Here is a 25,283-nt window from a genome sequence, read left to right as displayed (position 1 = left end):
GCTGCAGCGAGACCTGAACAAATGGATCCAGTTCTACAACTACGAACGCCCCCACCGCGGGTATCGCAACATGGGCAAAAGGCCTGCAGATACCATGGGAGTGTTAGACATGAAGGTTAGCTGAACAGATGAGGTTCGTACGGATGCGCATAATACTGGCCGCTTCTGGCCTCGCCGCTCTGGCGACGTTTGCCATGCTGCTTTCAGGTTGTCGCAAGCATGAATCCGAATCCGTCGCCGAGGAAAATTCACCGCCGCCGCCGCATTTCAATACTCCGCCGAGCTACGTAGACGCGGTGGTTGTCGCTGAAGACGTCGAATTGATTAAAGACGCTCGTACAGCAATGCTAGATGAGGCCAAAGTCGACTATCAAACTCCATTGCGTCAGGAGATCATTCCCCAGCTTCGGAAGTTGGACATTGCGATGCACTCCGGGGATTTGCAGCAGGTGATTGGCTGCATATCTCCCGACGACCTTGCAGATATTACTGGGACCGCGGATCCGACGGAGCAAGCAGCGATATTAATGCCGCTCCTTCCGCAGCAGGAAAGCCTCGGTCCCGCCAAAAAACTTTCCAATCTATGGGCGTTGCGGACGCGCCTTAACGAGCGCCCGCTTCGCTGGTCGGTTTCGCCGTGGCCAGAGGGTAGACCGTCGACTCTGAAGGCGTTTGTCGTCTCCATGCGCATCGTGGAGAGCGATGCCGTACCCTGGCCGCCCTTAGCGCTGACTCTGGTCTATACCAGGCAAAGCAACGGTGAATACCGGATCACTCTGGACTACTCGGTGGAGAACCAACTGGAGGGGATTTGATTGCCGCGCCGGGCGGTGAGCGCACTGCTCAGCAACTCAAGGCCGCATCGACAAGCGCGGCCAGCTCTTGAGGATCATTAGCCGCCGTAGATTCATGCGGCGACAGACCGTGAAGCTGACCATGCGGCTGCCCGCTGCGGTTGGCGGCTTCGGCCATGGCGTTTATGACCGCACTTCCGCGGCAGGGATGCGCAGCATTGCAAGCGCCAGCGCAGCAAGACCCGCACGCAGGACTGACCAGGCGCAGGGGAGATTCTGGATTATCACAAAGTAATTTCAGAGTGCTCTGCGCGCGGGGCCGAAGCGAGAGCGGAGTGCGCAGCAGCCCGGCGCCGCTGGCCGAGCGCTAAGCGAGGCCAGGAAGCTGTATATATCACAAGCATCGAGCGGCGGCCGCCCTGAGAATGACCGGCGCAACGCGCCGCCGGAAGCGAGACCCTGGCTCGCTTCCGGGAGGAAGGCCAGAACGATAGTCTGGCCTGAGCCTAGCGCGCAAGAGTCCCCTGCTCGCACGCGACCATGGAGGTCGCGTGTGCAGGCGACTCGGGCATGGACGCCCGTGTCGCCTGCCAGGGGACTCTGAAGCGCCGATGGCTACATCGATCCGGAGACCGGCGAGTGGCGACAGAATACCTGCTTTGTGGCGGGGACGCTGGTGCTGGTGGATGCGAGCACCGATGGCGCCCGCTATGAGAACGGGGCCTGGTTCAAGGAGATCCAGGAGATTATTCCCGGCGACATTGTCCTCTCATACAACGAGTCCACACATACCGTTGAACCCAAACGAGTGGTCCAGACCTTTGTGCGTCAGACGGACCGCATCTACCATGTCCGCTACAGCAACGGCGCGGAATTTGAGACTACATTCAATCACGAGTTCTATGTAAAGGGCGAAGGCTGGGTGCAGGCGAAGCAGCTGCGTCCCGGAGATGTGAGCATTACCGCAAACGGCGCTGAGCAGACGATCGCCGGCGTAAACGGCGAGGCCCGCTACGAGACAGTCTACAACTTCGAGGTCCAGGACAACCACACGTATTTCGTGGGCCGTGATACGGTGCTGGTGCACAATCAGACTTATGTTCCACCTGCGGCCGCCCCAGATCTGCTTTGTGGCATATCACGAATCGTCGGGCGGGTGGAGAATGGATGCGACAATCCGGAATACATGGCGCAGCTGCGGGCTGCTGGAATGGCCCGGGGACTGGGCGAACTTGCTGGCAGTATCGCGGGAGGGGTCGGGGTTGTAACGCTTGCGACGTGCTTTGAAGGAGGCTGTGCAGCTGCCTACACAACTTGGTTACAATCCCATGTTGAGGTTACGGCATTCTTTGTCTCTCTATTGGGCGGCGACGCCTATCTTAACGGGTCAGGGGCCGTCACTGCGGAGGAGGCTGCACTCATTCGGCAAAAGCTACTCTCAGCAGATAGTAGAATGCTCGGGCAGTTGTGGAAGCGACTGCTCATTGCTGGCCGGAGCGCTCAAAGTAGTTCGGAAGTTGGAATCATCAATAATTTACGCGGTCGAGTGTTTGAAGCTGCAGCTCTAAAGGCACTTGGCGCTTCGCCAAACACTAGCGAAGCTCTATTCGGCAATACGCGGCGCGGGGGTCGTACGTGTTATTCCGGACTATCTTGAAAATGCTGTTGGCGAAATCAAAGATGTGCAGAATTTGGGGCTCACCGCACAGTTGGAGGCTGAAATTTCTGCTGCTGAACGGCTAGGCAAACCTTTTCACTTGATTGTCAGTCCGCGAGCGGTATTGAGTCGAATTCTGGAGCAGAAAATTCTACGAAGCGGTGGAAGGATAGCCGTGTTCGACCCGATTCGGGTAGAGATGCAGCCTTATATAAGGGTACAAAATTGAAATCCATTTCCGCCGGCCTTCTATTACATGGAGAACTCGATTTTGCACTAGCATCAAGTTTGCTGACGCACATTGGGAATTTGCACCCCGAGTGTGTTGCGCAACGCTGCGGTAATCACGAACCTCTCACTATTCGAGTAGATTGGACGAATCTTGAGTCGCTCCGTAGCATTTGGAGAAATACCCTCTATTGGTCGGCAGATGACCCATGGTGCGACGGATCTATCAGTCCCGAAATTGAGGGCCTAGCCTGCCATTCCGACTTCCATCTCAGAGTTCCTGACAAGCCGGGAGTCTTTGATTCACTAATCAAATTTATGTCCAAGTCCGCCTCCCGGCTACCTGTCAATTTTGGATTCATACACAGGCTTACAGCGGAAGAAGTCAGTCGCGCGGCAGCAGGCGGTTGGGCCGCCCAAGATCTGGGCATTGTCGGAGGCAAAGATCCTTCAATCTATATTAGCTCCATAGCTTTGCAATCGTACATTCCAGAAATATATCTGATAACGATTTTCGGCAAGCCGTATATTCAGCTGTTTGGACGGAAAAAGTTGGTTCAAGCTCCAGTTGCCCAAGCGATCGAACTTGAAAATGGCGCAATTATGCTTAAATTGATGGATGACCTGTCAATCATAGATCCGGTGGAAATGGAAGCGCGACGGCGCGAAGTCAAGATCCACCTGGGAAGTGAAGCCTTTTATGATCCGCAGATAGGCGCCACTGGCGGCTATCAAAAAGCCAACTTTGAGCTGCAGGTGTAGTTGGCAAATTCCTGCGGAATTGGCGGTTCAGCGGTAACGACGATTCCATGTCAAAGCTTTCACAACTGCGTATTGCAGCGTCCACGACGGGATGCGAGACAGTACGTAAGCGGACACGTTTTTTCAAAAGTATGACCGCGGCTAACTGCAAAGGGCGCGCGATTCTACAATTCTGACGGAGAACCGGCCTGCGATCGGCCGGAGTTGCCCTGAAATTGCAGTCAGCGACCGCATCATTGATGGCTCCCTATAGTCCAGCCAGAGAGGGTTCGCATGCGGGATACGAATAGCCTCCGACCGTGGCAAATCAATTCGGGAGAACAGGCAATTCCGCAGACGGCTGCGGAATCTAAAATTGGCAGCCACGCTTCCGCGGCAGGGATGCGCAGCATTGCAAGCGCGAGCGCCGCAAGACCCGCAGGCGAGATTACCGGGGCCGAGAGCGCTGTACCAGACATGACTGTCTTACCTGAAATCTCCGCCTGCGGGGCCGAAGCGAGAGCGGAGTGCGCAGCAGCCCGGCGCCGCTGGCCGAGCGAATAGCGAGGCCCGGAAGATATATATATATCACAAGCATCGAGCGGCGGCCGCCCAGAGAATGGCCGGCGCAACGCGCCGCCGGAAGCGAGACCCTGGCTCGCTTCCGGGAGGAAGGCCAGAACGATAGTCTGGCCTGAGCCTAGCGCGCAAGAGTCCCCTGCTCGCACGCGACCATGGAGGTCGCGTGTGCAGGCGACTCGGGCATGGACGCCCGTGTCGCCTGCCAGGGGACTCTGAAGCGCCGATGGTTGGGGCGCAAATCTGGGCCTGAGTTTCGATGGCAGCGGCAATTTTGCCGGCGCCAGCATCGGCGGAAACCTGAGACAGGGGCTACAGGATTCATGGGATCAAACGGCCAGCGCCGGTCTGCGTTTTGGAGCGGATGGCCGCTATGCCGGCTTTGATCTGAACTACTCGCTGTCTCGAGAATTTGACATCGATTACGGTCCCGGAGGCTTCCTGGGTCAGGAGCACTTCGCCAACAACTACACGACGGGAGTGGGACTTTCCTGGAATGCGGACAACAGCTTTGGCCTGAGTCTGAACAACAGCGTTGGGTCCAACAGTCTGCTCTCCAGCGGTCTGTCCGGAGTGGGAACGGACTTTTCGCATACCTTTAACTGGAATGCAGACGGCGGATTCGAAGGCGTAAGCAACAATATCACGACCTCGACCACCTGGCAGACCTGGGCGCAGGTTCACCAGAATCTGAAAAGGCTGCACAAAGAGGGGCGCATCTCTGACGAGGAGTATCAAACGCGTTCGGCCTCGGCCAGCAATCTGAACACAAAGGTGAACTGGCTGCTGTCCCACCGTGCAACTCTGGAGAGTCTGCGCGGCGAGATGACCGATGAGGAGCTGGCCGATCTGCTGAAAGACCCCGAGAAGCTTTCTGCGGCAATGCACGACGTAGGCCTGCAGCTGCAGGAGGAGAAGATAGCGGCCTTTGCGGCGGAAAACGGTCGTGCACCGACCGACGAAGAGCTGATGGCTCTGGCGCCGGAGCTTGGCCAGACGCGCGACTCCATCTGGGATAAGATCACCGGCGGCGTGAGCGATTTTGCCGACTGGGCATTTTTCAACAAATACTCCGACGACGACGGCTACATCGATCCGGAGACCGGCGAGTGGCGACAGAATACGTGCTTTGTGGCGGGGACTCTCGTTCGCGTGCACCACAGCACGCCCGGCGCCAGATTCCAGGGCGGCCACTACTACAAAGTGGTCGAGGACATTGTTCCCGGGGATCTGGTGCTTGCCAAAGACGAAGACTCCGGCGAGCTGCTCTACTCCCGCGTGCAGCAGACCTTCATCCGCTCCGCGGACCGGATCTACCAGATCCGCTACGAAGACGGGACGCTGATCGAGACGACATGGTCGCATCCCTTCTATGTGCGCGGCAAGGGCTGGATCGAGGCGCGCTATCTGCGTGCGGGCGACGTCGGCGAAACCGCCGCCGGCCAGGGCCTGATGATCTCGAGCGTGGAGATCGACCCGCGCTACGAGACGGTCTACAACTTCGAGGTAGAGAAGCATCACAATTACTTCGTCTCCGAAGCGGGTGTGCTGGTGCATAATGAGGATGACTACGGCAAGTCAATTGTCGCACAGTACGCGAGAATCGTCCTCTGCGCAATAGTCTTGAATTTAGCCTGTGGGGCGGTTAGTTCGACTACTGGACTTCTTGGTCACCTTACAGGCGTTGATCCAGTCAGAGAAAAACTGGATGAGCTGGAACAACAGCTATTGCACTACGAGGACTTGAGCGCCGTCGAGCAGGGAAGGCTGCATTATTCGCTCGCGGAGATGGGCTTAGAAATCGTCGCCGGCGGACCGGAAGGCGTTGAGGGCGCTCTTTCAAAGCTGCGGTATCTGCGCACGCTTCTGACTGGAGGACGCGTCGCCACCCTCAGACCGCTTCCCAACCTTGCTGGCGGCAGAAGATTTTTACAGTTTACTTACAACAACATTCGTGAAAATCTGGCGCGGCTGACCGGTCGCAATCCCGCCAACTCGCACGCCCATCATATTTTCCCCGAAAAATTTGCAGACAAATTTGAGAGAATATTTCAAGAAAGTGGGCTCTCCATTCATGATCCGCGTTTTGCAACGTGGTGGGAAAAAACAGACCATTTACGGCACGCCGTCGAATACAATCGGCGCTGGGAGAGATTCTTCCGTGAGGGAGGGAATTCAGCCGATGATGTACTGCGATTTGGAGATACGCTTGCAAAGGAGTTTGGATTTGCCACACATTACTGATGCAAGCTTTTCAATTACCGGTCTAGCCTGCGGATAGGTTCAGACATTGACTCCAGTTGCCGTTCGGTTCAAGGTCGTCATGGCAAATACTGGAAGCTCACAAAGGATGCGCTGTGGTGGCATTGGCGACTTGCCGCCAGTTGGAGCCAATCAAACAGATTAAAACCAGATTGCAAATAATCATGATTCTATGTCGTATGCATCATCCGTGAATTCGCCTGGCGCGTAGCAGGCATACTTGAATGTTCCGATTTAGAAAAATTGAACCGATGACAGAATTGTATCTCATGGGATCGGGGAGGTCCCGTGGAGCATACTGGTTGAAGGGATCCGTTCCGGATGATTTCTTTGCAGTCCTGCGAGCGCAAGCCGGTACGCCGGGCTGGAGATTTGGGCGGCACTCCGGGACGCGGTTCTATGATTTTCACGGCTGCACGGCTGCAGTCCTGTATTTCATTTCCGAGTATGCGGCTAGCGAATTTCAAAAGCATTCGATTACCGGCTGGCAGTACCTGCCGGTTCAGATCGATTTGCCTAAAGCGCCGAACTTCGGCATTCTGCAGATCACAGGCCGCGGCGGTCCATTGGAACTGAGCCATACGAAGGTACTCGCGAAGGACTATTTTACAGAATATCGGGGGCTGGTACTCGACAGACGCTTGTGGGATGGGAGCGATCTGTTTCTCCCGCGAGACAGCGGCTTCATTTTGGCGCGCCCACGAGTTCGCGAGGTTGTAAAGCAGTGCAAACTCAAAAATTTCGAGTTCGAACCCGTTTCGGAGATCACATTCCATAGAAAGTAGTCGCAGGCAGCACGCTGAGCAAATGGATGAACAAATTGACTTGGAGGTTACTGGTCGCAGTCAAAACCGCGCATGAAGCGCTCAGTGGCGCCTTGTCCGTCGGATCCACTAAGAATGGGCTGATTATTTGCAAACCTGGCGACGAAGCCGACCTTCCATAACCAAATCACTTTGACTTCAACGTCGGCGACACCAGGAATATCCGCGCCCTGCAGCGTCCACGACGACTCCAGGGAAGAGCGTTCGCAAATGCGGACACTACGGCCACAGTGTCATACAGGGTCACTGTGAGAGAGGGCGAGGCGATGAAACCGCGTCCCGCCCTCATGCGGGAAGCGTCTGCAGGAAGTCATGTTAAGCTTCAACCATTGGCGGCGACATCTCACCGGCCTTGCAGGACCGGCAGTCGGTCTGCTGGTTGGCAGCCACCAGCGCAGCGCGTGATTTCTATAATCTTACGGAGAAATGGTGAGGATCGGCGATGGCGCCGTTCCAGACTTCATTTAAGCGGCAGGGATGCGCAACATTGCAAGCGCAAGCGCAGCAAGACCCGTACGCAGGACTGACCGGGCGCTAAGCGAGGTCAGGAAGCTGTATATATCACAAGCATCGAGCGGCGGCCGCCCAGACAAATACCGGCGCAACGCGCCTCCGGAAGCGAGACCCTGGCTCGCTTCCGGAAATCGCGACCAGAACGATAGTCTGGCCTGAGCCTAGCGCGGAAGAGTCCCCTGCTCGCACGCGACCATGGAGGTCGCGTGTGCAGGCGACTCGGGCATGGACGCCCGTGTCGCCTGCCAGGGGACTCTGAAGCGCCGACGGCGCGGAGTACCACAACGGCCGCTGGTTCAAGGAAATCCAGGAGATTGTTCCCGGAGATATCGTTCTCTCATACAATGAGCAGACACAGGCCGTAGAACCCAAGCGAGTGGTCCAGACCTTCGTTCGCCAGACGGACCGCATCTATCGCGCCCACTATTCCAACGGCGCTGAATTTGAGACCACATTCAATCACGTGTTCTACGTAGAGGGCGAAGGCTGGGTACAAGCCAAACAGCTGCGCGCTGGCGATGTGAGTCTTCTGGCCAGCGGAGGCCAGCAGCTGATCTCCGGCGTGAACGCCGAGGCCCGTTACGAAACGGTCTACAACTTCGAGGTGCAGGATAACCACACGTATTTCGTGGGCCGTGATGCGGCGCTAATGCATAATCAGAATATATACCGCACCGCGCTCCTCGCATTCACCGGACAAAGCTTCTCAGATGCTGAAATCCGGGACACCTACGGAGCAGCAGGTCTGGAACGCTACCAGATGATGCAGATAATGGGCCGGGAACTCATGTACCCGCGCATTCATTCATTGATGCTCCAGGGTGCGAACTTTGAGGAAGCATTGCGGCAAACAGTGACTGAAATGAGCGGTCTGCTATCGAGTTTGGACCAGGCGGCGCTACTTGGAATCTCCGATGGGATTGGCAGTCGTTATAGCGACAATTCCAGGAATACAGTTCTGGGACTTGCGGTCTTAAATGCGCTGACGCATCGCGGAGGCGGCGCCTTCGCCAGATCTGGTGCAGCTCCGACAGTAGGTGTGATTGCCGCCGAAGAAGCGGCTGCAGCCGGTCGCGCCGCAAATCGCGAGTACGCCCTTGGCGGACAATCGACGTCATCCGGCCCATCGGCTTCATAAAGCATTGCCGCAAATTCGGAGTACGCAACATCCTCGCCTGTCAATGTTGAACGGCCTGCACCGGATGTGCAGCCAGCGCAGGCAAATGGGGTTAGACCCGCCGAGCCGGCGGCGAGTGCCGGAACTCGCGCACTGCCTATTGATTCAACCCGCCCGGTACACGGAAGCCCAGCTCATGATGCGACGGCCTTTAATCAGGCGCGCGCATGGCAGAACGATCCGGCCTCCCAGCATGTTCGTTTCAATCAAGAGCTTGTCGATGCGAATGGGCAGCGGTTGACTACGCTCAGGCCGGATGCCTACAGAATCAGGCAAGATGGGAAAATCGACATTCTTGAAGTTCGCAGCAGAAGCCAGACGGCATCCGAAATGAACGCTAAACTTGCGGAGTTTCGGCGCATCCTCGGAGCAAGGGCTGGAGATATAAAGTGGGTTGACCCAATTCCCGCTGCTCAAAGGATGCAGTAGCAGAGGCGATGGATGCTCAGGAAATCATTTGAAATCCAAAGACCGGGGCAGACGGAACAGCATGGATAAGGGAGACGGCGTAGAGGTCAAACGACTTGATTTACCTGAACTCATTCAACTTCTTACTCATCCAAAGAAGAGCGTTGGAGACTTAGCTGCAGAAGAACTTGCAGCGCGCTCCATAACAGCGGAAGTTGCAAAGGCAATCATTTCTGGCGCCTTACTTACGAAACCTTCCAAGATTCGCGCGCTATCCATCCTCCGTTCTCAGGGATCAAGATCCGAAATAAGCCTGCGGGCTTACCAAGTTTTAGCTGATGATAAGGATGATGATGTAGTAGCAGACGCACTTTTTGGCTTAGTTTTTTCTGAAAATCAGAGTTCCCTACCGAGCCTACGAAGACTGGAAGATCAATCGGAATCTGGCACGCGGAGGCGAAATCTCTACACTACTGCGATCCGGGCAATAGAATCGGCGAACCCAGGGGTTTTTGCGCCGGACTACTATGACATCGGAAATGTTTGGGGCAGGCGATGAGCATACGAGGCCGAGGGGACTTCCAGCTGAAGAAATTGGACCAATGAAACTCCGCGATTAACATCCAGCAGCAGACCTGAAGCTGCAAACCATCGAGCGGCTCAGAAGATGAAGCTCAGCGCGAAATCGAGGGCCGCTGAGATTTCGCTGATTGTATTCGCGCAGACTCTGGTTTCGCCAGATATTCTGGCGGCATCAACAAACAGCCACAATATCCAATATGCACAGAACAGCTTGAATTCACAATTTCCGCCGGGCACCGTCCACGCCGAGTTGCAAGGATACCGTACGCAAATGCGTACGCTTTCTTAAGATGTTCAGCTAACCTTCATGTCTAACACTCCCATGGTATCTGCAGGCCTTTTGCCCATGTTGCGATACCCGCGGTGGGGGCGTTCGTAGTTGTAGAACTGGATCCATTTGTTCAGGTCTCGCTGCAGCTGCCCGACGCTTGTATACATCTTCTTTCGGAAGGCCGGGCGGAAAAATTCATCGAGAACTGTGCGATTGAAACGCTCGACGAATCCATTTGTTTGTGGCCGGCGAACTTTTGTTTTACGATGCTCAATATCGCACACGGCACCGTCCACGCCGAGTTGCAGGGAGATCGTACGCAAATGCGTACGGTATTTCAAGAGTATGACCAGGGGTAACTCAAAGACCAGAACAGGCGGCGAAGCCGCCTGTCTATTGCCTGAAGGGACTTACGCGGACGTTCTATTCCGGCAATGGGGCGGTGACTGCGGAAATCTCACCGGATTTACAGACCTTGCAGTCGAAGTTTCGATTCGCGGCAATGCGGAGCGCCCGAGCTTCGACTATTCTGGCAGCGAAGCGGTGGCGATCGGGGATTTCGCCTTGAAATGCCTGCAGAGGTCGCGTGCCGTGAAGGGATCCGTGGCAACGGTTATTGTAGTCCTTAACCGCATCATCAATGGCTTCCTGGAGTCCAGCCAGGGTTGTGAAGACGCGCCCTTGAATGTACTGCCCTTTCAGCATTCGATTTATGGCTTCGGCCATCGAGTTCGAGAAGGTGATGTCCTTCTGCGCGACCAGCCGACGAACACGATCGGGAGCGCTGTCGGCCAGTGCGACGACATCACCTTTGTTTTCGGAACCGTTGTCGACGATGAGATCAAGAGGCGAAGCGAGAATCGCTGCATGGCGGTCCAGAACGCCTTCGAGGATCGAGCGCCAGAGTACGGCGGATGCCGAGAAGCTGGCCACAGCAGCCAGAATGCATCTGGAGAAGTTGTCCATCAGGACATGCACATGCACCATGCGATGATCGCCAATAAAGATGCGGGTGCCATCGGCATGCAGGATTTGACCCGGCGATTCTGCTCGAATTCCGATTGGATGCTTGCGACGGAAGCTCCTGAATACCCGGGAAAGACCGAGTGCGCGACAGAGACGGTAGAAGGCGGATTTTCCGCAGTAGAGAGCGCCATCTTCCAGCATCTGGAAGTAGATGGAAATGAGCGGCCAGCACTTGAATTGTGGATTGTGCGCGTAGCGCACAATCGCCTGCCAGCAATACGAGGATGGCGCTCGCTTGATCAGCGAAGACTCAGCGAACCGTCTGCGCGAGAAGCTGGAAAGCTTTGGAACTGGACCGGAGGCGGGCCTGCGTCGGGACGCCTACATCCATAACACGATGATCGAGGGCTCTGCGAACTTCCAGCTGTCCGTGGAGCTGGCTCGTATTGCCATATGTAGCAAGCCTATGGCGCTATTGTTCGCGGCGTGCTCCGCGAGGCAGCAGCTACTCCTTCGGCAATGTCCGGGGCTGCAGCCAATACGCTTGAAGAATCTGCGGCGCGCGCCGCCGCAATGCGATCGGGCCCAGCCAGCACAGAGCAGGCGCTCGCTGCCGAACTCCGCGGAGGGACGGCGGAAAGCCGACCGCCGGTCCCCAATGGAAGCACGCCGCGGCCGCCAACGCAGCCGCAGCCAGTGCAACAGCAGCAGGCGCATGCGGGGGTCAGGCCGACGGCCAGCGTGCCAACCGGCAACCAGTTCAATTACCGCGGTGAGCCAGTATGCGCGCCTGAGGGACATAGGTTCAACTCACTCGATCCACCAATGTCGCGACCGCCGAAAGTAGCGCCCGGACCTTTCACTGCAGCGCAGCGGGCTGAATTCTTGGAAGGCAGGGGTGGCCATAGCGGGCTTGCACCACACCACCGGCATCAATTGCCTCTGCGCGACGGTGGAGTGATTGATGAGATACCCCGCGTCGAACACAATGTCTCAGGCCGGCATCCAGCAAGTTCAGTGTTTAACAATGAAGCCGGCGGGAGTAGCTTGCGTCAGCGAGAAATCTATCAACATTGGAGAGCCAAGGGCCTACGCCTTGTGGAGCGGCCGCCTGGCAGCGGTAGATGGCTAGATCCAGGTTTGTAGAGGCAAAGATGGAGATACTACCCAGACGGTTGGAGATGGCAATGAAAGCTGCGCATGAATTTGTCGGCGCTACCTTGTCGGTGGTATGCTCCGACAGCGGCGCGATAATCTTCAAGCTTGGTGACGAATCCGAACTTCTGTATCCGGAACACTTTTCTTTCACCTTCGGTGAGTCTAAGAAGATCCGCATCCTCTGGGAGAGTCTGGGCAAGGCGCTTCTACCGCGGCTGTTTCAGCAGGGCAACCTAAAGCTTGCTGTAACAATCCGCGGCGGTTTTCTATTTGGCGTATACGTTGTCAATCAGCGATCAACCATGGATTCCTACTCAGATTTCGAGGCGTGGGATGAACGCTTGGCCAATGCCGTCGCGGACTGAGTCGAGGAAAGCTGTGGACAATCCCCGGGCACCGTCCACGACGAGTTGCAGGGAGATCGTACGCAAATGCGTACGCTTTCTTAAGAGTATGACCAGGGGTAACTCAAAGACCAGAACAGGCGGCGAAGCCGCCTGTCTATTGTCCGAAGGAAGCTACGCGGACGTTCTATTCCGGCAATGGGGCGGTGAGGGCGGAAATCTCACCGGATTTACAGACCTTGCAGTCGAAGTTTCGATTCGCGGCAATGCGGAGCGCCCGAGCTTCGACTATTCTGGCGGAGAACCGGTGGCGATCGGGGATTTCGCCGTGAAATGCCTGCAGACCCCGACGACTCCCTGCCAAAGCGTTCGCAATCACGCCGCCGTCGCCCTTTGACCCCTCCTGCGGCCAGTACGCAGTGAATCGCAGAAAATTGTCGCAAGCAAGGCAGGCGCCCTTGAGTCCTGTCTGAAGAGATGAACCATAAGTATTTACAACTGTTCGCCTTTCGAAGCCCGGTCGTGTTGGCAGCTGCAGCGCTTGCTGCCTGCCTGTCGGCACCCTTTGCAAGTCCGCTGACCGTGGATCTTGCGGCGCCTGCCCTGCCCCGTTTGAGCATCGCCAGTGTGGCGGACCGCACGACGGGCAGCCATTGCTACTACGCAGAAGACGAAGGAAAAATTGAGCGGGAGCGTTGCCTGAGCAGCGAGGAGCTCCGCGATCTGAGCAATGCGCTGCGGCAGTCGGCGCGCCTGAGCGGTCTGGCCCTTGCAGTTTCGGCTGCAGAAAATCCAGGCGACGCTGTGCTTCAAGTAGAGATTCAGGAGCTGATCGCCGCCGGCGGCGGGATTGCCAGTCTGATCAGTCTGACGATGCGGACCGGCGGCGAAGGCGCCCGATGCAGCGCCAGTTTTGCACTGTCCTTTGACCCGCGAGACGCCGGAGACGAGGGACAGCGCCGACCCTGGTCGATCTATGTCGAGACCATCCAGCTGCTGGCTCTGCACTTCGCGGCGCAGCGCTGCGCCCGACCGATGCCTGAGCAATCGCTATCTTCCGGTATGATGTTAACGCACGACTTTGCAGAGGCGCGGCGCAGGTTGCCGCATTCGATCGATTTCTGGAGTTGTGCGGTGTACAGGAATACGCCCTACGGACCGCAATGCGCAAGCTATCTGCGCCGCCCCGTGCCTTTTGACATCGACGAGATGGAGTAGCAGCAACGCGCTGTCATCGTCGCGCGACCTCGTCGCTCCGCAGCCTGTTGCAAAAGCCGCATTGCGGTCAATTTCAATTGAGTTGACTTGAATTGGCCAGCACACCGGTAAGAACTTAGTGCATGGCCGGCGGGCTCTCCTGCAGGCGCGAGAGCGCCTGCACTGTGCCATGATCGACCAGATGACGCTCTTCCAGAATTTCCAGCGCCGTTCGAAAGGACTCGTCGCCGGCGTTTTCAATCAGCCGAGCCACGACCGGCAGCGGTACGCGGCCGTGGGAATCCAGTCGTCCGGCCACCTCGGCGGCGATGGCGCGCGCTGCTCGCAAATGAATGATGCGATCAGCGTGTACATCCAGACGGGCCAGGAAGGCGTTGTCCTCTCTGGAACGCGCAAGTCGGTATACAAAATCAAACAGGTCAACGCGGGCGCCAAGGCCCTGCAATTCAGCATTGTCCAGTTCCCGGAAAAACTGCAAAGCGCGAGCGCCATCAAATACTTCGTTCTCTAATAGAGCGCTCAAACGCGCCAGATCGACCACTTTGAGCCATTCGTAGGCGTCCTCGTCGTCAAGTCGCTCTGTGTTCACCAATTGACAGTAAAGCTCAACAAATCCAGGTTCGCTGAGAAAGCGCCAGTAGGAATCGATCAGTTGGCCCGGCGGACCGCCGCGCAGCGCCTCGGCGGCGGCAATGTAATAGCGCGCCAGCTGACAGTTGAACAGGTGAATCCGGGTGGGCAGATCGAACTCGGCGGATTCTATGAAACGCAGCGCCAGATTCTCCGGCAGCAGGCGAAAGTAGTAGTCGACCATGATGGCCGCCGGAGCGCCGCGATCGATGACCGTTGCCAGTTCGGCGGGCGGCATGGTCTCCAGGGCACGCTCGATCCGTGCGATGGGCGGCGGGCTTTGCTCCAGCAAAGCCATGAATGATTCGCCTGGCTTCATGGCGGCGGCCTTCTCAGTCGCTGCGGACTGATCTACAGGTCATGCTTGGCCGGCGCGCGCCACTGTCGCCTCTTTCCTGAAGCTTCCGGCCTCGCCTATCTGGCGGCTGCTGCATCAATTCAATCAGCGCCGTAGAAATTCGCGCACCTCTTGCAGCGCCGCCTCCGGCCGAATGGTGAACATGTTGTGTCCTTGCCCTTTCAACAGGCGATGCTCGGCGCGCGACCCAAAGTAATGGAGATGATGATGTTCCTGAAAATCAAAGCCGATAAAGCTGCACTGCGTCGACAGGAAAAGGGTCTTGCCGCGGTAGTCCTCAATCCCCGTTGCCAGGCGGAATTGAAAAGCTGCCGGATCGTCCAGCACTGGCCCAAGCATTGATCGAAAGGAGGCGTATCCGGCGCGGCCGAAGGCGCCCTCCGGCAAAACGTCGCCTTCGCACTGGTAGGGCGGCCCCTTGCCGGATCCAACCATGCGACTCATCACATAATCGCCGCGCTCGTAGCCGTCCTCGGTTTCAACTGCGAGGGCGCCAATCAGCGCCGGAACAATGCCAAGCAATTGTCCAATGGTTTGCGAAGCCTTTAGCTGCGTGATGAAGTCCACTGCAGCTTCCGGATCGAGCATCCCCGGTTCAGCCAGCACAATGTGTGACACCTTTTGCGGATGGCGAGCCGCGTATGCCACGAGCAGCATGGCGCCCCAGCTGTGGCCAAGCATGCGCAGCGGACGGCCTCCAGAATGGGCGTCTACTACGGCGTCCAGATCGGCAACAAAGCGTTCCAGCGAATGACCGGAAGGATCTTCGCGCGCGCTGAGACCGGTCCCCCGTTGATCGTAGTAGATTATATAGTATGTATCCGATAGCGCGTCCAGGCTGCGCAGATAGCTCATGTCAGCGCCGGGCCCGCCGTGGATGACAATCAAAGGCGGCTGCTGCGCCGAGCCAACGCGTTCCACATGCAGCGGATAGCCATCGACCAGAATTCGCGGCAGCCCGGCATCGAGGGCGGTAGTCTGCGGTATCCTGATGCAAGCGAAGAGGCAGAAAAACGGGAGCAGTGTAGCCAGTGCACGCATAGCAGGTCGCTTGGTTCAGGGCTGCGAACATGTCAACAGCCAATCCCGTCCTCTCCTGTGCTGAAATCCGCCGCAGTGTCGACGAACTTCAGGACCGGCCTCAAGGCCAGAGACTCAACGGCCCGGAGCCAAAATGCAGGATGATCAGCGCGCCGCCGATCATGCTCACATTTTTGATAAAATGCGCCATCTGGACATGATGCTGGATCGGATCGCTGACGTTCCAGAAGCCGCCCATCAGGAGGTCGTAGAGCGAGCCGCTAAAGCTGCCGGGCAGAACAAAGGCCTTGTTGTATTCCGAGCCCTGGGCGGTGATGAAGTATTCGCGCACCACGCCGCTGGCCACAAAGGCGATCTGTTCGGCTGGCTGGCCGGCGCGCAGAAAGTATTCGCCATCGCTCAACGAGCGCAAACGCAACTTTGCCGCAAAAGACTGCCAGGCCGGCTCTGACAATCGTACCAGGCGATCGAGGGCGGCGCGGACTTCAGGCAAAAGATCGGTCAGCGACATCGCGGTGCATTCAGAATTCTTTTGAAGCGCGATCCAGAAATGCTTTCTCCTTACGGCTGAGCGAGTTCATACCCTGGCGGGAGATCTTCTCCAGCAAACGATCGACTTCATTTTTCATTTCTATGCGCTGATTGATTACCTGCTGCTTCTTGCGCAGCCGACGCTTGCGCCAGTACTCATCCCAGCGTTCGCGCAGTCCGGGGCGGACGCGCTGCGGCGCATTGGCCGATGCATAGGTCGATTGATTGCGGCCGCGTCGCGCATAGTAATAGAGAAACAGGGCGCCAGTTACGGCGCCGCCACAATAGAGAACAACGCGCATGGCGCTGCCCAGCAGCGCTGTCAAAACAAGCATGGCGGGAACCAGCCATTTCATCTTGATCGGAAAGAAGAAATAGAGACGCGCCTCGCGCTCCGGCCACAAAATGGCATAGGCAGTCATCAACGCCGCAAGCGAACCGTCGACGCCAAAGTAGCTGCGGCTTTCAAAGAACGAAGCGGGCAACAGCGCCAGCGCCAGACCAAGGCTCAGACCGCCAAGTTGTCCAAGCAGAAAAAAGCGCAGAAAATTATGACGGCCCCAGGCTCGCTCCAGCTCCGAGCCAAAGAAGTAAATCATCAGACAATCAAAGATCAAACCCAGCAGCGAGTAGCCGAAGCTGACTGGCTGTGCGACAAGTGCATGGGTTAGAATCTGCGTCGGCTGGAAGGCAGCGTCCATGTGCAGGGCGTTGTCGGCCCAGATATGTGCAATCGGCTGGCTGAAGCCGGCATTGGGGTAAAAAAGACTGGCCGCCGCCCATTGAACGACAAATGCTGCAATCAGGAGCGCAATCAGCCGGAAAACGCTGTCGGTCGCCGGGGGAAAATAGAGCTGCTGCTCGGACCACCGCTGTTGCATCACAGGAAGACTCCGACAGCCGCTGGATCTGGCAAGCAGAACAAGCAGCCCTCTTCCGCTCCCGAATCACATCATGAACCTGAATCTGAAAAAGGTCCTGCTGACCGCCGAAGGCATCGTCGTCGCCGGAATCTTCTCCGCAGCTCTGATTGGCGGCCTGGTCTTTGGATTGATCCTCTCCCAGGTGCAGGGTCGCCAGGAATTGCAGCTACTGGCCAGCTACCGGCCGTCGACGCCCACCCGTCTTTATGACCGCAACGGCGAGGTCTTTGCGGAGTTGTACCGCCACAAACAGGAGTTGGTGCGGCTGCAGGACATTCCGCCGCATGTCGTACAGGCCTTTCTGGCCGTGGAAGACGACAACTTCTACAACCACTTCGGCCTGGATATACCCGGAATCTTTCGGGCGATGGTGAAGAACGTCCTGGCCGGCGATATTGTGCAGGGCGGTTCCACTCTGACGCAGCAGCTGGCCAAGGCCATCTACCAGGGTGCGGAGGGCGAACGTAAGCGCAGCTTCTTCAACAAGATCCGCGAAACGATTCTGGCCCTGGAGATCGAGGAGAACCTGTCCAAAGAAGAAATCCTCGAGGTCTACTTCAACGTCATCTACCTGGGTCACGGCTGCCAGGGCATTGCTTGCGCCTCGCGTCTCTATTTTGACAAGAATGTTCAGGACCTTACCATCGCCGAGGGCGCGCTGCTGGCGCGCATGCCAAAGGCGCCTAACGACTACTCGCCCTTCCGCTATCCGGGCGCGGCGAAGAAGGCGCACATTGCCGTTCTGCAGCGCATGGTGGCCGCCGGCTATTTGCGTCAGGATCAGGTGGCCGGGATCCACAATGATTTCTGGGCCAGGTACTGGGACCGCGTTGTGGTCGAGTCGCCCAATCGCTCGCTGTGGGGACAGCGTCTGGATCGCGCGCCTTACTTTACGGAATACGTTCGTCAGATTCTGGAAGCTACGCCGGAGGTTGGACCGGAGCTGCTCTATACCCAGGGCCTGAGAGTCTATACCACGCTGGACATGAACCACCAGCGCATCGCCGAAGAGGAGATGAAGAAGCAAATCGACGAGGTCAACCGTTACAGCCGCGCCAATGCCCAGGCCGGCGGCCGCGGCGGCGTGGATTTCAGTCTCTTTGGCATTCGCAACAGTCTGGCCATGTTCGTGCCAGTTTCCGCGCCCTACTCCCGCGGACTGGATGATCGCGGACAATTGCGCAAAGAAATGGAGGCAGAAATGCTCGATGGGGCGCAGCTGCTCAGCTTCCTGACTCCGGCCAACAATGAGGCCTCGGCCTTCGAGGAATTTCGTAAGGATACCTATACTTATACCAGCAACCTTACGGTGCAGGGCGCCTTCGTTTCCATCGAGCCGCGCAGCGGCTACATCACATCAATGATTGGCGGCGCCGATTTCAGTCCCAAAAATCAATTCAATCGCGTGCTGCGCGCCCGCCGTCAGCCCGGATCGGCCTTCAAGATTTTTGTCTATGGCGCCGCCCTGGAAACGCGCGCCTACAGCTCCACCTCCGCCGTCAATGATGCGCCCTTCTATACGATCGCGCCTGATGGCAGCGCCTGGTCGCCTGGCAACTACGACCAGGGCTTTATGGGCCTGGTGCCGGCCAAGCGCGCCTTTGCCCTGTCGCTGAATACGCCGGCGGTTATGACCTTCTTCCGCGTCGGACCGGAGCCGATCATCGACCTGGCAGCGCGTCTGATGAAAATCAGCGATACCTCGCGCTTCAATCCAGATCCGGCGATGGCCCTGGGTTCCAGCGAGATCACGCCGATGGAGCTGGCCACGGCGGTTTCGATCATTGCCAACAATGGCAAGGATGTCTTTCCCTTTCCCGTTCGCTACGTGACCGACCAGAGCGGCGAGACAATCTACAATCAAGAGGATCGCTTACGTCGCCTGATTGCGCTGCGCACTCGTGAAAACCGCATTCAGGTCATTGAGCCTGGACTGGCTTACATTCTGCGAACGATGATGAAAGAAGTGGCGAATGCCGGCACTGCAGTTCACGGCGTTCGCGGCGACGGCGGCTTTCGCGGCGATCTGGCCTGTAAAACAGGGACGACCTCCAATTTCTCGGACGCCTGGATCACCGGCTTCAATCCGGAATATGCCAGCGCTATCTGGTTCGGCTTCGACAAATCAAGCATCACCATGGGTTCGGGAATGGCCGGCGGTCAGATTGCTGCGCCGGTGATGGGCAGCTTCTACCGTCGTATCTATCAACAATCCAATCGCGCCTATCCCGAATTCAAACAATTGCCCGATCGCGACCAGCCGCCGCCCGACGTGCTGCCCACGCCCTGCGATGGCTTTGGCCTTCGCGAGCGAGAAATCGATGGCGTCGTAATCCAGGCGGCCACAGATGGCAGTTGTGGCGGCGAACGAATCTATGACTACCGCGAGCTGCTGATGCAACAAATGGGCATTTCGCCGGAAGACATCGGCCGCGAGGGCCATGTTCGCTTTCGCAGCGATTGAGCGCTGTCGCAACCATACAGGAATAGCCTGAAAGCCAGTTGAGCTTCGGATAGAGAACGATGAAAAGCAGACAGATCGGCAAAGACCGCAATGAACAGAGCGCCTTTGCGAAAATGCTGGAAGCCGACTTCCAGCGCTCGGGACAGATCGAGCCGGGCGCAGCCGTGGAACTGCGCGTCCAGAACAATCAGGACAAAGAGTTTGTGATCGTCAGCAGCGATTATGGACCGGGCGTCATTCGCCGCGAGGAGCTGCTGGATCGCGAGGGCCGCATTACCGTCAACAATGGCGAGCGGCTGCGCGCCTTTTTTCAGGAAGTGCATGGCGGCGAGAAGTTGTTCACGCTGACGCCAAGCGGTCGTATTCGCCAGGCGGCCTTGCAACAGGCCTTTGAGCAGCGCATGCCAGTACGCGGACGCGTCGCCAGCAAGATCAAAGGCGGTTTCGAAATCCAGATCGGCGATGCTATGGCCTTTTGCCCGGCATCGCAGATGGACAACGAAGATCAGGCAAAGGGCGAAATGGAGTTCCTGATTACCGAGGTCTCCGGCAAGCGCGTGATTGCTTCGCGTCGAGCTTTTCGCGACGAACAGCGGCGCAAACAGAAGGAAGAACTCTCCACTCGATTGCAGATTGGCGATGTAGTCAGCGGCGTTATCGCCTCGCTGCAGGACTTTGGCGCCTTTCTGGACCTTGGCGGCGTACAGGGATTGATTCCCATTTCAGAATTGAGTTTTACGCGCCTGCAGCATCCCTCGGAAGCGGTCAAAGTTGGACAGGAACTGCGCGCCCAGGTGCTCAGCGTCGACTGGAAAGAGGATCGCATTACGCTTTCGCTGCGCGCGCTGCTGGATAATCCCTGGAAGGGAAAATTGCCGTTCAATGAAGGCGAAATACTCGAAGGCGAAGTCGATAGCGTAAAGAACTTTGGCATCTTTGTAAAGCTGCCGGGCGCCTTCCACGGTCTGATTCCGCCGGCGGAAAGCGGCGTGCCGCGCGGCCAGCGTCTGGAACAATTCTTTCAGAAAGGTCAACAACTGCGCGTTATGGTGGCGCGCATCGATCGCGATCGAGAGCGTATCAGCCTGTCCGTCAACCGGGTCCAGGATGCCGACCAACGTCGCGAATTCGAACAGTACATGCAAAAGCAAGATAGCGACCAGGGCGGGATGAGCAGCTTTGGTCGACTGCTGCAGCAGTCGCTGGATCAATCCGATCGCAAGCAGCGTAAGTAAAGCGTAGCGCTATGCGCCGCGCAGAATGTGCGTAAACAGGCTGACGCCGGCGCCGCCAATACTTTGCAACATGCCAACATCAGCCCGGCCAAGCTGGTTGGCGCCGGCCCGGCCGCTGATTTGTAAGTAGGCCTCCAGCGTTTGATAGATGGCGGTGGCGCCGATCGGATGGCCGCGACCGAGCAAGCCGCCCATCGTCTGCAGCGGCAAACCGCCGTCGGCAAAAATGGCGCCGTCCGCTGCCAGCCGCCAGCCTTGCCCGCGCTCGGCAAATCCACAGGCCTCCAGCGCCATGACCGCCATGATACTGAAGGCGTCATGCAATTCGAAAAAGTCAATATCCTGAGGACCCAGTCGGGCCATGGCGTAGGCGCGCGCGGCGCTGATGTGAGCTGCAGAAAGGGACAGCAGATCGGGGCGCTCGGCAACCGCCATATGGTCCGCTGCCGCCGCCGAGGCGACAATGCGCACCTCCCGTCGCTCGCGGCGCTGCGCCTTGTGCGACGCCGCGCCCAGAACAATGGCCGCCGCCCCGTCGCAGATTGGCGCACAATCATAGAGGCGAAGCGGCGCAGCGACGACGCGGCTTTCGTTCACCGTGCAGGCATCCACCGCTTGCTGAAAAAGGGCCTGTGGATTGCGAGCGGCGTTGGCCCTGGCGTTGACTGCAAAATTAGAAAAGGCCTCGATGTCGGGCCCATTGAGCTTCAGATATTGCTCCATGATCTCGGCCGCCGCCGTCAGCATCGTGCCGCCGCGCGCCGTCTCCAGACGCGGATGCAAGGCTTTGGCCAGGGCAGCCTGAACGCCCTCCCTGCTCATTTGTTCCACGCCCACCACCGCGACGCTTGTAGCCTGCCCGCTTTCAATCAGCAAACAGGCGGCGCGCAGGGCGGCAGCGCCGCCAGCCATAGCCGCACGTATTTCCATCGCCTCGGGAAAGCGAAGGCCGGCCTCGCTGGCGATCAAGGCCGCGAGGTGCTTGACCTGCTGCAGTTCGTCGCCAAGCATATTGGAGCTGTACACTGCATCGACGGTCTCCAGTTCGGCATCTTGCAAAGCCTCGCGCAGCACCGCAGCGCCAAGCTCCCAGATTGATTCCCTGGTTTGCTTCTGTACCTGGCGCATTGCTCCGCCCAGAATGGTGGTCTTATCCATCTACTCCCTGCCGCGATTCAAAGGCCAATCAGGTCCAGCAGAATCGAAACTCGCTGCTGGTCGAGTGCAAAGCTACAGTCGCCAGCCGTTGTCAGGGGCGCCTAATCCTGGTTGCTAGTGCGGGCCGCTATCAGTGAGCTGTCGACGTGGAGGCGCCACAGCCATCGTTGCAGGACCTCGAAAGCCCTGAATTTCTTGAGCAGCTGCGCCGGGGCGAAGAGGCCGCCTTTCGCCGTCTTGTCGACGCCTACCGCGATCGCATCTATAACCTTACCCTGCGGCTGACGCGAAATCCTGATGACGCCGAGGAACTGACCCAGGAAACTTTTCTCGCCGTCTTCGACAAAATCGGCGGATTCGAAGGTCGCTCGCGACTATCGACCTGGATCTACGCCATTGCCTCCAACGGAGCGCTGAGCCGGCTGCGTAAGAAGGGCCAGAATTCTGTCGCCTTTGACGAAGAAATCCTGGCGCGCAGCGATTGGGAGCGAAACCCGACGACGATCTTCAGCGTCAGAAAGGAAGACGACCCGGTATTGCTGGAAGAACTGCAGGAAAGACTGGAGCGAGCGATCGGATCGCTGCCAGACGGCTATCGGGAGCTATTTATTTTGAAAGAAGTTCAGGAGCTGCCGATTAAGGAAATTGCCGGGATTTTTGGGATCAACGGCGGCGCCGTAAAGACCCGGCTGCATCGGGCGCGTCTGATGTTGCGCGCTCGCTTGAGCGACTACTGGGAAGAGCAATAAGCAACGTATATGGAAGCCATCGATTGCTACCACTTCGTCGACTTGATGACGGATTATATGGACGGCGAGCTCGACCAGGAGCTCAAGCGTCTGTGGCTCAAGCATTTTGAAGACTGCGTTGAATGCCGCGAGTTTTTTGCCAGCTTCCGGAGCAGCGTAGAATTGCTTGCTCATGTTCGCCGCTACTCCTGCCCGCCGAAGGTCCAGGCCCGCCTCAATCAGATCATAGCAGAGCGCTCCTGCAGCGCCGACGGCGACCGTCTCTAAGGTCGAACTGTGTGCGGCCGCTTTGCACTGCTCCTTTCGCCTGATCAGCTGGCCCGTCAGTTTGATTTGCCTCTGCTGGAGGATCTGATTCCGCGCTACAACATTGCGCCGGGTCAAGAGATTGCCGTGGTCCGTTCCTTAGCCGACGGCAAACGCATCTTAAGCTCGATGCTCTGGGGATTGATTCCGGCCTGGGCCCGAAATAGGGCCGAATCGGCGCGGCTGATCAATGCCCGATTGGAGACAGCCAGCCAGAAACCTTCCTTTCGCGAGGCCTTCTTGCGACACAGGGCGCTGATTCCGGCCAGCGGCTTTTACGAATGGCAGACCGCAGCGTCGGGACCAGTCAAATCAGGCAAAAACGCAAAGCAACCGTACTACATTGATCGCCAGGACGGCGCCACAATGGCCCTGGCAGCGCTGTGGACGCCTTCGCCGGAAAACGATGAGCAAGCCGGAAGCGGCACTTGCGCCATTCTCACCAGAGCGGCTTCGACAGCGATGCAGTCGATCCACGAGCGTATGCCCTTGATATTGCCGCCGGAAAGCTGGTCGGCCTGGCTGGACCCTGCCTTGCAGTCAGAAGCGGAAATTGCGAGCCTGTCCCAGACAGCGCTGGAAGATGGATTTCGATTTCGCGCAATCAGTCGTCTGATCAACAAGGCGTCCTTTGATGATGCCGCGGTACTTGCGCCAGTCGACGCCGCAGCGTCGGAAGCGAACTAGCATGGCGCGGCTTGGCGGCGAGCGGCATCCGCTCATGGATCGCGCCCTGCAAGCTGCACAGCGGCCGCTGGTGCGTCGGTTCTTGAGCGACTATGCTGAACTTGCGCCAGACCCGCTCTCGCCCGCAATTCTGGCCTTCAATACGCGCCATTTCTCCGAAATCTGGAAGCAAGTCGTAGCGGAGCGCGGGGCCCACGCGCCGCCGCCCTTCTGGTGTCTGGTATGGCCCGGGGCGCGCGCGCTGGCGCGCTATTTGTTTGAAAGCAAACTTCTGAACAAGAAACTGCGATTGCTGGACATCGGTTGTGGCAATGGTCTGGCAACCATCGCGGCTTCGCTCTGTGGCGCCCGCGCCCTTGGCATCGATCTGGACGCAGATGCCGTTGATCTGGCGCGCGCCATGGCGGCTGTCAACCAGTGCGAGGCGCAATTTCGCATCCAGGATGCCTTTGCGCTCAGCAGCAGCGAGCTTGCTGAATTTGATTTGATTGTTGTGGGCGATATGCTTTACGAACAGAAGCTGGCTGAGCGCAGCCTGAAGATGCTGCAACAGGCGGCCGATCAGGGCGCCAGAGTCGTAATTGCCGATCCGGGACGAAGCTATGCTCCCGCTGTCGGCGTGCGCCAAATGTCGCGCATCGTAACGCCAACCTACGAGGACATTGAGGGCGTCGCCAGCCGGGAAACCAACATACTTCAGCTGCTGCCAGGCGCCTAGCCGGAGGACGCAAAGCTCTGGCCATCGCAGCGGCGGCAAGCGACAGTTGACCTTTTTTCAGTGCGCTCTGCTAAGGGCAGCCTGACGCTGCGCCTCAAGCGCCTTGACCTGCTCGTCGCTCATGCTTCTGACGCGATCATACTGCTGACGAATTTCCGGCGACATAGCGTCGCCCTTCTCGCCAACTACAAACTCAATCAGTTCCAGACGATCGCGCCAGCTCTTCGCTTGAAAGTCATAGAATTCATTCACCTGGTCGCGGGAGGCCTGGCCTGTAGCAATACTGGACTGAAGACTCATGACACGCAAGCGCTCCGTATCCTCGGCCTGGCGTTCTGCGGCGCTCTGTCGTCTGGGCAGCAAACTGTTGGTAGGGAAACGATCGCGCAATCGATCGAAGACGCGCATTGCTGAATCGGGAAAGCGCTGGCCGGTCATCGGGTTGACCGGGTTGTCTGGATTTGCGGGATCCAGAATCTCCGGCTCCTCGCCATTGTCGGGCAATTCGCCCTCCTCTTCGGCGATCGGACGGCTGAGTTGCGCGCTGGAATAGAAAGGGGTATCGAAGATTGATTCGGGCCCGTCCTCCTCGCCGCCAGAATCCGCGCCAGCCCGACCGGCCAGTACTGCGCCAATCAGATCGGCATCCGAATGTCCGGCCGACTCCCGACTCGATGTAAACAAAAAGTAGAATGCCAGCGCCGCACAGCATGCCAGATAAATGGGATAGACCAGGGCGTTGGATTTCATAGCTGGAGCTT

24 protein-coding genes are annotated in these 25,283 nt (G+C 57.8%); 16 read left to right on the top strand and 8 right to left on the bottom strand.

Translation table 11 applies throughout. The features are described from left to right. Nucleotides 1–143: 143 nt before the first annotated feature. The 8 genes from K1X75_16895 (at nucleotide 144) to K1X75_16860 (ending at nucleotide 9,742) form a co-directional block, all read left to right on the top strand. A complete protein-coding gene (locus K1X75_16895) occupies nucleotides 144–815 on the top strand; it encodes a hypothetical protein (GenBank protein MBX7059745.1) in 672 nt (223 codons plus the stop codon). Between the two features lie 640 nt (nucleotides 816–1,455). Next, complete coding sequence (locus K1X75_16890) at nucleotides 1,456–2,451, top strand: HINT domain-containing protein (protein ID MBX7059744.1); 996 nt, start codon at nucleotides 1,456–1,458, stop codon at nucleotides 2,449–2,451. Beyond that, entirely contained in the window at nucleotides 2,369–2,680 is a 312-nt protein-coding gene (locus K1X75_16885) for a hypothetical protein (GenBank protein MBX7059743.1), read from the top strand. Before K1X75_16890 ends, K1X75_16885 begins: the two co-directional genes overlap by 83 nt. Then, a complete protein-coding gene (locus tag K1X75_16880) occupies nucleotides 2,677–3,441 on the top strand; it encodes a hypothetical protein (protein ID MBX7059742.1) in 765 nt (254 codons plus the stop codon). The genes K1X75_16885 and K1X75_16880 overlap by 4 nt, the downstream gene beginning before the upstream one ends. A 1,038-nt stretch (nucleotides 3,442–4,479) precedes the next feature. Then, on the top strand, nucleotides 4,480–6,243 hold the full coding sequence (locus K1X75_16875) for an HINT domain-containing protein (GenBank protein MBX7059741.1): 1,764 nt from the start codon (nucleotides 4,480–4,482) through the stop codon (nucleotides 6,241–6,243). A 320-nt stretch (nucleotides 6,244–6,563) separates the two neighbouring features. Beyond that, entirely contained in the window at nucleotides 6,564–7,046 is a 483-nt protein-coding gene (locus K1X75_16870) for a hypothetical protein (protein MBX7059740.1), read from the top strand. Between the two features lie 856 nt (nucleotides 7,047–7,902). Continuing rightward, on the top strand, nucleotides 7,903–8,736 hold the full coding sequence (locus K1X75_16865) for an HINT domain-containing protein (protein ID MBX7059739.1): 834 nt from the start codon (nucleotides 7,903–7,905) through the stop codon (nucleotides 8,734–8,736). A gap of 529 nt (nucleotides 8,737–9,265) precedes the next feature. Next, a complete protein-coding gene (locus K1X75_16860; GenBank protein ID MBX7059738.1) occupies nucleotides 9,266–9,742 on the top strand; it encodes a hypothetical protein in 477 nt (158 codons plus the stop codon). A gap of 317 nt (nucleotides 9,743–10,059) precedes the next feature. On the opposite strand, the gene K1X75_16855 is transcribed toward K1X75_16860, so the two are convergent. Together K1X75_16855 and K1X75_16850 are read right to left on the bottom strand one after the other, a co-directional pair. After that, a complete protein-coding gene (locus K1X75_16855) occupies nucleotides 10,060–10,377 on the bottom strand; it encodes an integrase core domain-containing protein (GenBank protein ID MBX7059737.1) in 318 nt (105 codons plus the stop codon). 82 nt (nucleotides 10,378–10,459) lie between these two features. Beyond that, nucleotides 10,460–11,263 (bottom strand): DDE-type integrase/transposase/recombinase, encoded by an 804-nt coding sequence (locus K1X75_16850; GenBank protein MBX7059736.1) that lies wholly within the window; start codon nucleotides 11,261–11,263, stop codon nucleotides 10,460–10,462. 926 nt (nucleotides 11,264–12,189) lie between these two features. Here K1X75_16850 and K1X75_16845 point away from each other — a divergent pair. Continuing rightward, entirely contained in the window at nucleotides 12,190–12,525 is a 336-nt protein-coding gene (locus K1X75_16845) for a hypothetical protein (GenBank protein ID MBX7059735.1), read from the top strand. A 456-nt stretch (nucleotides 12,526–12,981) separates the two neighbouring features. Next, on the top strand, nucleotides 12,982–13,722 hold the full coding sequence (locus K1X75_16840) for a hypothetical protein (protein MBX7059734.1): 741 nt from the start codon (nucleotides 12,982–12,984) through the stop codon (nucleotides 13,720–13,722). A gap of 115 nt (nucleotides 13,723–13,837) precedes the next feature. On the opposite strand, the gene K1X75_16835 is transcribed toward K1X75_16840, so the two are convergent. The 4 genes from K1X75_16835 to K1X75_16820 form a co-directional block, all read right to left on the bottom strand. Further along, nucleotides 13,838–14,671 carry a hypothetical protein gene (locus K1X75_16835; GenBank protein MBX7059733.1) on the bottom strand — a complete coding sequence of 278 codons (834 nt, stop codon included), beginning with the start codon at nucleotides 14,669–14,671 and terminating at the stop codon, nucleotides 13,838–13,840. A gap of 123 nt (nucleotides 14,672–14,794) precedes the next feature. Continuing rightward, nucleotides 14,795–15,751 (bottom strand): alpha/beta hydrolase, encoded by a 957-nt coding sequence (locus K1X75_16830; GenBank protein MBX7059732.1) that lies wholly within the window; start codon nucleotides 15,749–15,751, stop codon nucleotides 14,795–14,797. 100 nt (nucleotides 15,752–15,851) lie between these two features. Beyond that, nucleotides 15,852–16,262 (bottom strand): hypothetical protein, encoded by a 411-nt coding sequence (locus K1X75_16825; protein MBX7059731.1) that lies wholly within the window; start codon nucleotides 16,260–16,262, stop codon nucleotides 15,852–15,854. A 10-nt stretch (nucleotides 16,263–16,272) separates the two neighbouring features. Continuing rightward, nucleotides 16,273–17,163, bottom strand: a complete 891-nt coding sequence (locus K1X75_16820; GenBank protein MBX7059730.1) for a rhomboid family intramembrane serine protease — start codon at nucleotides 17,161–17,163, stop codon at nucleotides 16,273–16,275. 73 nt (nucleotides 17,164–17,236) lie between these two features. On the opposite strand from K1X75_16820, the gene K1X75_16815 reads away from it, so the two are divergent. Together K1X75_16815 and K1X75_16810 are read left to right on the top strand one after the other, a co-directional pair. Continuing rightward, nucleotides 17,237–19,669, top strand: coding sequence for a PBP1A family penicillin-binding protein (locus tag K1X75_16815; GenBank protein ID MBX7059729.1), 2,433 nt, complete (start codon nucleotides 17,237–17,239; stop codon nucleotides 19,667–19,669). A gap of 59 nt (nucleotides 19,670–19,728) precedes the next feature. Next, entirely contained in the window at nucleotides 19,729–20,904 is a 1,176-nt protein-coding gene (locus tag K1X75_16810; GenBank protein ID MBX7059728.1) for a S1 RNA-binding domain-containing protein, read from the top strand. Nucleotides 20,905–20,913: 9 nt separating this feature from the next. On the opposite strand, the gene K1X75_16805 is transcribed toward K1X75_16810, so the two are convergent. Next, the gene (locus K1X75_16805; protein ID MBX7059727.1) at nucleotides 20,914–22,062 is read right to left on the bottom strand and encodes a hypothetical protein; all 1,149 of its coding nucleotides are present in this window, start codon (nucleotides 22,060–22,062) and stop codon (nucleotides 20,914–20,916) included. Nucleotides 22,063–22,208: 146 nt separating this feature from the next. On the opposite strand from K1X75_16805, the gene K1X75_16800 reads away from it, so the two are divergent. From K1X75_16800 to K1X75_16785, 4 genes are read left to right on the top strand one after another with little or no spacing between them, the layout of a single operon-like run. After that, on the top strand, nucleotides 22,209–22,811 hold the full coding sequence (locus K1X75_16800) for an RNA polymerase sigma factor (protein ID MBX7059726.1): 603 nt from the start codon (nucleotides 22,209–22,211) through the stop codon (nucleotides 22,809–22,811). Nucleotides 22,812–22,820: 9 nt separating this feature from the next. Then, nucleotides 22,821–23,078: a zf-HC2 domain-containing protein gene (locus K1X75_16795; GenBank protein ID MBX7059725.1), complete on the top strand. Its 258-nt coding sequence runs from the start codon at nucleotides 22,821–22,823 to the stop codon at nucleotides 23,076–23,078. A gap of 9 nt (nucleotides 23,079–23,087) precedes the next feature. After that, on the top strand, nucleotides 23,088–23,804 hold the full coding sequence (locus K1X75_16790) for an SOS response-associated peptidase (protein ID MBX7059724.1): 717 nt from the start codon (nucleotides 23,088–23,090) through the stop codon (nucleotides 23,802–23,804). A 1-nt stretch (nucleotide 23,805) separates the two neighbouring features. Beyond that, nucleotides 23,806–24,522 carry a methyltransferase domain-containing protein gene (locus K1X75_16785; GenBank protein ID MBX7059723.1) on the top strand — a complete coding sequence of 239 codons (717 nt, stop codon included), beginning with the start codon at nucleotides 23,806–23,808 and terminating at the stop codon, nucleotides 24,520–24,522. A 57-nt stretch (nucleotides 24,523–24,579) separates the two neighbouring features. Here K1X75_16785 and K1X75_16780 read toward each other — a convergent pair whose 3' ends face one another. Further along, a complete protein-coding gene (locus K1X75_16780) occupies nucleotides 24,580–25,272 on the bottom strand; it encodes a hypothetical protein (protein MBX7059722.1) in 693 nt (230 codons plus the stop codon). Between the last annotated feature and the right edge of the window lie 11 nt (nucleotides 25,273–25,283).

Source organism: Leptospirales bacterium, from assembly GCA_019694655.1.
Lineage (GTDB): Bacteria > Spirochaetota > Leptospiria > Leptospirales > Leptonemataceae > SSF53.
The sequence above is the reverse complement of the archived record's forward strand: the minus strand, read 5'-3'. Positions and strand labels throughout refer to the sequence as shown.

Excerpts from the sequence above, each read along its gene's own strand:
- K1X75_16805 (MBX7059727.1), bottom strand. The coding sequence starts at position 22,062 with ATGGATAAGACCACCATTCTGGGCGGAGCAATGCGCCAGGTACAGAAG.
- K1X75_16895 (MBX7059745.1), top strand. The coding sequence starts at position 144 with ATGCGCATAATACTGGCCGCTTCTGGCCTCGCCGCTCTGGCGACGTTT.
- K1X75_16820 (MBX7059730.1), bottom strand. The coding sequence starts at position 17,163 with ATGCAACAGCGGTGGTCCGAGCAGCAGCTCTATTTTCCCCCGGCGACC.
- K1X75_16780 (MBX7059722.1), bottom strand. The coding sequence starts at position 25,272 with ATGAAATCCAACGCCCTGGTCTATCCCATTTATCTGGCATGCTGTGCG.
- K1X75_16835 (MBX7059733.1), bottom strand. The coding sequence starts at position 14,671 with ATGAAGCCAGGCGAATCATTCATGGCTTTGCTGGAGCAAAGCCCGCCG.
- K1X75_16825 (MBX7059731.1), bottom strand. The coding sequence starts at position 16,262 with ATGTCGCTGACCGATCTTTTGCCTGAAGTCCGCGCCGCCCTCGATCGC.
- K1X75_16830 (MBX7059732.1), bottom strand. The coding sequence starts at position 15,751 with ATGCGTGCACTGGCTACACTGCTCCCGTTTTTCTGCCTCTTCGCTTGC.
- K1X75_16845 (MBX7059735.1), top strand. The coding sequence starts at position 12,190 with ATGAAAGCTGCGCATGAATTTGTCGGCGCTACCTTGTCGGTGGTATGC.
- K1X75_16795 (MBX7059725.1), top strand. The coding sequence starts at position 22,821 with ATGGAAGCCATCGATTGCTACCACTTCGTCGACTTGATGACGGATTAT.
- K1X75_16815 (MBX7059729.1), top strand. The coding sequence starts at position 17,237 with ATGAACCTGAATCTGAAAAAGGTCCTGCTGACCGCCGAAGGCATCGTC.
- K1X75_16785 (MBX7059723.1), top strand. The coding sequence starts at position 23,806 with ATGGCGCGGCTTGGCGGCGAGCGGCATCCGCTCATGGATCGCGCCCTG.
- K1X75_16810 (MBX7059728.1), top strand. The coding sequence starts at position 19,729 with ATGAAAAGCAGACAGATCGGCAAAGACCGCAATGAACAGAGCGCCTTT.
- K1X75_16840 (MBX7059734.1), top strand. The coding sequence starts at position 12,982 with ATGAACCATAAGTATTTACAACTGTTCGCCTTTCGAAGCCCGGTCGTG.
- K1X75_16860 (MBX7059738.1), top strand. The coding sequence starts at position 9,266 with ATGGATAAGGGAGACGGCGTAGAGGTCAAACGACTTGATTTACCTGAA.